The sequence below is a fragment of the Pseudomonas sp. B329 genome (genome assembly GCF_023127835.1).
Classification (GTDB): Bacteria; Pseudomonadota; Gammaproteobacteria; order Pseudomonadales; family Pseudomonadaceae; genus Aquipseudomonas; species Aquipseudomonas synxantha_A.
This window is the reverse complement of the sequence record NZ_SPKP01000067.1, coordinates 2,993-8,140: the sequence shown is the minus strand read 5'-3', so window position 1 is coordinate 8,140 and position 5,148 is coordinate 2,993. Positions and strand designations below refer to the sequence as shown.

Annotated in this window: 1 protein-coding gene; it reads left to right on the top strand. The window is 60.5% G+C overall.

Annotation, left to right across the window (positions count from 1 at the left end; translation table 11 throughout):
* Nucleotides 1-5,148, top strand: a 5,148-nt coding sequence (locus E4P00_RS27855; RefSeq protein WP_248133415.1) for an Ig-like domain-containing protein, incomplete at both ends; no start/stop codon positions are given.

Sequence of the window (5,148 nt, the reverse complement as noted above, 5' to 3'; positions counted from 1 at the left end):
CCAGCCACTGGCAACGTAGTAGTCACCGGCAAGCCAGGTGCGACCGTGCAGGCGCAAGACCAGAACGGCAAACCAATTGGCAACCCAGTCACTCTGGACGACAAAGGTCAGGGCACCATAACGCTGCCAGGCAACACTAGCGGCCAACAGGTCGGCGTGGCGCTCGATGACGGCATCAACCCACCGCTCACGACCAATGTCGAAGTACCGTTGCTGGCACCGCAGTTGGGCACTGTCGATCCAGCCACCGGCAATGTAGTGGTCACCGGCAAGCCAGGTGCGACCGTGCAGGCGCAGGACGCAAACGGCAAGCCAATTGGCAAACCAGTCACTTTGGACGATAAAGGCGAGGGCACTCTCACACTGCCTGGCAATGTCAGTGACCAAAAGGTCGGCGTGGTGCTCAATGACGGCACCAACCCGCCGCTCACGACCAACCTTGACGTGCCGTTGCTGGCACCACAGTTGGGTCCTGTCGATCCTGCCACCGGTCTGTTGCCGGTCATCGGCAAGCCAGGGGCCAGCGTTCAGTTGCAAGACAGTACTGGCGCCCCGATTGGTAATCCTGTCGTCCTGGACGCCCAGGGCAACGGCACGTTGACGCTGCCTGCAAGCACCGCTGGCGAAAGCGTGCAAGCTGTGCAGACGTCGGACACCATCACATCGCCGACCAGCCCAACGCTGGCCATCCCCACATTGACCCCTACCGTGGGCGCAATCGACCCGCAAACCGGCATCCTCGAAGTGACGGGCAAACCAGGCGCGACCGTGCAGTTGAAAGACAGCGCGGGCAAAACCGTGGGTACTCCGGTCACCCTGGACGCCGACGGCAAAGGCACGTTGCAAATCCCGACCACCCTGAGCGACCAGCCCGTGACGGTCACCCAGACCGTGGACAACAACGAGTCCCTGGCCACCGCTCCACAGACCGTGCCGTTGTTGAAGCCAGAGCTGGGTGATGTCAACGCCGCCACCGGCGGGTTGACGGTTACCGGCAAACCAGGTGCCACCGTGCAGTTGCAAGACAGCACTGGCAAATCGATCGGTACTCCAATCGTCCTGAGTGACGAGGGCGAAGGCGTGCTGACGTTGCCTGCAAACACCTCAGGCGAAAGCGTGAAGGCCGTGCAGACGTCGGGTACGGCCACATCGCCCGCCAGCGACTTGCTGACTGTCCCCGTATTGACCCCCGTCGTGGGCACAATCGATCCGGAAGGCACCCTCCTGGTGCAGGGGAAACCGGGTGCCACCGTGCAGTTGAAGGACAGCACAGGCAACACCGTGGGCACGCCAGTCACGCTGGACGCGCAAGGCCAGGGCTCACTGCAAGTCCCGACGACCTTGAGCGACCTGCCTGTGACGGTCACCCAGACCGTGGACAACATCGAGTCACCACCCACCACCGCGCTGACTGCGCCGTTGCTGAAACCCGAACTGGGTGATGTCAACGCCTCCGGCCAGTTGCTGGTTACCGGTAAGCCAGGCGCTAGTGTGCAATTGCAGGACAGCGAAGGAGCACCGATTGGCGCGCCAGTGATCCTGGATGAGCAGGGCCAGTTCCTGATCACGCTGCCCCAGGAAGCCAGCGGCGAAAATCTGCAGGCCGTTCAAACCTCGGGCACTGTGCAATCGCCCGTCAGTAATACCGTGTTGGCGCCGGTGCTTGCACCGGTTGTGGGCGCTGTCGATGCGGCCAACAACCTGTTGAATGTTCAAGGTAAACCGAACGCGACCGTGCAGTTGAAAGACAGCACTGGCCAGCCGATCGGCAGCCCGGTGACGCTGGATGCCCAAGGCGACGGCCAGATCACACTGCGCCCGCAATTGAGCAGCCTGGATCTGACCGTCACTCAGGTGGTCGACAGTACCGAGTCTGGCCCTTCCGGCGTGGCTGTACCTATGCTGACACCGATACTGGGCCAGGTTGACGGAGGAACGCGAAATGTCACCCTGGACGGTAAACCTGGGGCCGTGTTCCAGGTATTTAACGACGTAACAGGCGAGGTCTACGTTCGAGGTGTTTTCGATCCGGACGGTAAGGCAACGGTAACGCTGCCCTTCAACGCCAGCGGACAAAGAATCAGCGCCAGCCAGGAAGACGCTGCTACCACCAGCCGCACGGGTGCGCTTGACGCACAGTTTGATAACCCGGAGCTGCAAACGGTCGAACCGAACAAGCCGGCCAAGCGCTCAGAAAAGGCCCCATCGATTGAGGTTCCGCTGTTCGAGCCGAAATTGACTTTCAGCGAAGACGGCACCGCCCTGGAGATCGTCGGTATGCCGGGTGGGCAAGTAGAGGTCAAGAACGCTGCGGGTGAAGTGGTTGAACGCCTCACGTTGGGTAATGATGGCAAGGGCAATCTGGTCCTTTCTCCGGCATTGCGTGGAGAGTCGGTCAGCGTAACCATCAAGGATGGGCAGGAAGAATCTGCGACAGTACAGACTGCCATTCCTTTGCTCAAAGTGGTGTTGGGCCCGGTTGATCCAATAACCGGCCAGATGGCGATCGAAGGCAAAGCGGGCGCCAGCGTGCAGTTGCAAGACAAGGACGGCAAACCGGTGGGGTCGCCTGTGACGTTGGATGCCCAAGGCAAAGGCGTGATCTCGATTCCGGCCTCCCTTGGCGCAGAGACTCTGCAGGCGGTTCAAACCTTCAAGGAGGCCAAGTCGCCTGTCAGCGATGCCCAGGTGGTTCCGCTACTTGCGCCAACCCTGGCATTTGATGCCGCCAAAGAGGAGCTATCGGTCACCGGCAAGCCAAACGTCTCTGTGCAGTTGCAGGACAAAGACGGCAATCCGGTCGGCACTCCGGTACAGCTAGATGCACAAGGCCATGCCGTGATCAAGTTGCCCCATGCCCTGGGAGGTGAGGAAGTGGGCGTGGTTGCCCAAGCGGCAGGTATTACGTCGCAGGCCGCGGCGCTCGAAGTGCCGTTGCTGGCGCCAGTGTTCGGCGCGGTCGATGCGGTCACCGGGCAGGTGAGCGTAGAAGGTAAGCCCAACGCTATTGTGCAAATCAACAACCCGGACGGCACAATCGTTCGTGTGCCTCTGGATGCAAATGGTAAGGGCAGTGTGCTGTTGCCGTCCGGCGCAAGCGGTGAAGACCTCAAGGCGACGGTCAGCCTGGGCAGCCTGGAGTCGGCGCCTGCCACCCTGTCGGTGCCTGTGCTGGCGCCCCGTGATGCGGTGATCAATGACACCGGCAGTGCGGTAACGGTCAAGGGCAAGCCGGGAGAAATCATCAAGGTCATGGATGCCAGCGGCAAGGAGCTGGGCAGTGGCGTGGTGAACAAGACCGGTTCTGTCGAGATTGCCTTGAGCACGCCTCAGAAGACCGGCGCCGTCTTGAGCGTGACGGCCTACGACGAGGGGAAGGCATCGCCAAGCGTTTCTGTCGTGGCGCCGTTTATCGATGCGGACCTGCCATTGCCACCTACCGACCTGAATATCAACCCCAGCGGCACTCGCGTGTTGGGCAAGGTCAAGCCAGGTGAAACGGTCAAGATCGTCAACCTCGAGACTCAACAGGATCTGGGCACGTTTGCAACTGGGCCCGACGGTATGTTTTCGGCCAATATCCCCGCGCAGAATGGCGGTGACAGGCTTGCCATCAGCGCGGTCAAGGGTGACAAGGTGTCGGAGCCTGCGCTGTTGCTGGTACCCCTGAGCGCCGAAGACACGCCAGCCAAGCCTTTCGATGTGAGTGTGGACGCCACCGGCACCAAGGTGCAGGGCAAAGGTGCGCCGAACACCATCGTATTGATCAAAGCAGCGGACGACACAACCGTGATCGCCAAGGGCATCGTCGGGCCGGACGGCACTTTCGAGGTCACTATCCCCGTACAGCCGGGCGGTCAACTGTTGAATGTCGCGTTGCAGAACAACGACAAGGTGTCCGCTTCTGAATCGGTGATGACGCCGCACATTGCCTCCAATACGCCGACAGAGGTGCAAGTCGACGAAGCCGGCACCCAGGTGACGGGCAAGGGCAACACGGGCGAAACCATCCGCGTCAAGGATGCCCAGGGCAAAGAGATCGGTTCCGGGGTTGTCCAGCAGGATGGCACCTTTGTGGTCAACATCCCGAAACAGCCTAACGGCACCACCCTGGCGGTGACGGCACAAGGGCAGGGCGTGGAGTCTGCACCGGCCTATGTGAAAACACCGGTCACTGAGGTTGATCGACCTGCACAACCGGAAGCTCACCTGGATGCCGCTGGCACCCAGATCACCGGCAAGACCCTGCCAGGTGCGAGCGTGTCGGTCAAGGACGCCAACGGCCAGTTGCTGGCCGGGCCAATCGTGGCGGGCGAGGACGGTACGTTCGCCGCAACCATTACCAGGCAGCCTGCGGGCAGTAAGGTTTCGGTGGTGGCTGAATTGGCAGGCAAGGAGTCGCTGCCAACCGAACTGATTGCACCTCAGGTAGCGGGCGAGGCCATCCCGGCGCCGTTGAGCGCGATGATCAGTGCCGATGGCAAACTCGTCTCCGGCAAGGCCACGCCCAATACCAAGGTGGTGGTGAAAAATGCCGCAGGCGAGACCCTGGGCGAACAACCTGTCGATGCCGACGGCAACTATGAGGTGCCGGTAAAAGCACAGATGGGCGGGACAGTGTTGCAGGTGACTTCAGCGTCCCTGGATAACCAGTCCACCTCCACAGGTTCAGTGTCGGTAACAGCGCCTTATCAATTGGTGGCGGAACACAATGAGGTCACCGTCAGCCAGTTTATTGATCCAAACATCGCCAACCTGGAGCAGACCAAATCCGCTAGCTTCGTCACACCGGGCAGCTCGGGCGTGAACAGCGTTGTTAATTGGTTTTCCAATAAGTTGGGTGGCGGGGATGTCTTGCCGATTTCAGCCACTTATCACTTCGTTGTCAGTGACAGTGAAAAGGTCGAGATTGCGGTCAGTAGCTCGGCACCGATAAACATTGATGTGGTGAACTTCAATGGCGTGAAACTGGAAAAGTTGGTCAACGGTCAATGGGTTGATGTGAGGGACAGCAGGGGGATCGGCCTTGGCAACGTGTCGGTCCTGCCGATCATTGCGACCAAGTCGGGTATCTCCCTGGCCTATGAAATGCCGGGTGAATACCGAGTCACGGTCGATAACTTCGACGTTTTGGGTGTCGGGATCAAG